This is a genomic window from Rhodobium orientis, from assembly GCF_003258835.1.
Taxonomy (GTDB): Bacteria; Pseudomonadota; Alphaproteobacteria; order Rhizobiales; family Rhodobiaceae; genus Rhodobium; species Rhodobium orientis.
In genome coordinates, this window is the sequence record NZ_NPEV01000113.1 from 1 (window position 1) to 1,104 (window position 1,104).

1 protein-coding gene is annotated in these 1,104 nt (G+C 62.6%); it reads right to left on the reverse strand.

Going from position 1 to position 1,104, the window contains the following annotated elements; translation table 11 throughout:
* Positions 1–7: 7 nt before the first annotated feature.
* Positions 8–1,054, reverse strand: coding sequence for an IS481 family transposase (locus CH339_RS23590; protein ID WP_111436861.1), 1,047 nt, complete (start codon positions 1,052–1,054; stop codon positions 8–10).
* Between the last annotated feature and the right edge of the window lie 50 nt (positions 1,055–1,104).

Here is a 1,104-nt window from a genome sequence, read left to right on the forward strand (position 1 = left end):
TGTCCACTTAAGCTTCTTGGCTTACGAATAAGTTGATTGTCTCGATGGGTCTGCGGCCCTGGTTTCGGTAGCCGAGATGGGGCCGCTCGGTGTTGTAGTGGACGAGCCAGGCATCGAGATCGGCCTGGAGGGCGTCGACGCTCTCGTAGAAGGTCTCACGCATCTTCACCCGGAAGAACTCGTCGAGCACGGTGCCGTTGAAGCGCTCCACGAAGCCGTTGGTCTTTGGCGTTTTTACCCGCGTTCGCCGGTGCTCGATGCCGTTGAGGTCCAGATAGAGCTCATAGGGATGGGTGTCGGTGCCGCAGAACTCGCGGCCATTGTCGGTGAGCACGGCCGTCACCGGCAGGTCGAGGTTGCGGTAGAAGGGCAGCACGTCGTTGTGCAGCACGGCCGCGGCCGCCTCGGGCTGTTTGGAGACGTGCAGGAAGCCGAAGGCATAGGAGCCGTAGGTGTCGACGACGGCATGCAGATAGACCTTGCCGATGCCTTTGAGGTTGCCGACGAAGAAGGTGTCGGCCGACAGGAGCTCGCCAGGCGCGCCGCTTTCCACATGGCGCTCGCGGAAGCACGGGTTCAGCTTCTCGATGAAGGCGGCCTGTTCGCCCGTCAGGTCGATCGCCTTGCCGGCGGTCTTCTCCTCCAGCGCCAGCCAGCGGTCGTATTTGCTGCCGAGCCCGCTGTCGTTGAGGATCTTTTGGATGGTGATCGAGGAGACCCGCGTGCCTTCCAGAGCCAGCAGCGCCTCGAGCCGGTTGCAGCCATAGGCCGGATGCTCCAGCGCCAGGTCCTTGATCCGATCCACCGTCGCCGGCGGCGTCGTCATCGGGTGCGACTTGTGGACCGGTGGCAGGTCCTTCAGGCCCTCAAAGCCCTGCGTCTGGAACCGCCGCTTCCACTCGTAGAAACTCGTTCGGTCAAGCCCGCGCCGCCGGCACGCCTCGGCGACGTTGCCGAGTTCCCCGGCCAGTTCCAGAACGCTCAGACGATGCTCGGCAAGCTTCGTCGCAGCATCCCGCTTGCCCGTTCCCAACCTCTTTCCTGATTGTGCCATCGCTTCCTCCCGTCAGTGAAATATAGCACGGAAAGAAGCTTAAGAAGACA

Excerpts from the sequence above, each read along its gene's own strand:
- CH339_RS23590 (WP_111436861.1), bottom strand. The coding sequence starts at position 1,054 with ATGGCACAATCAGGAAAGAGGTTGGGAACGGGCAAGCGGGATGCTGCG.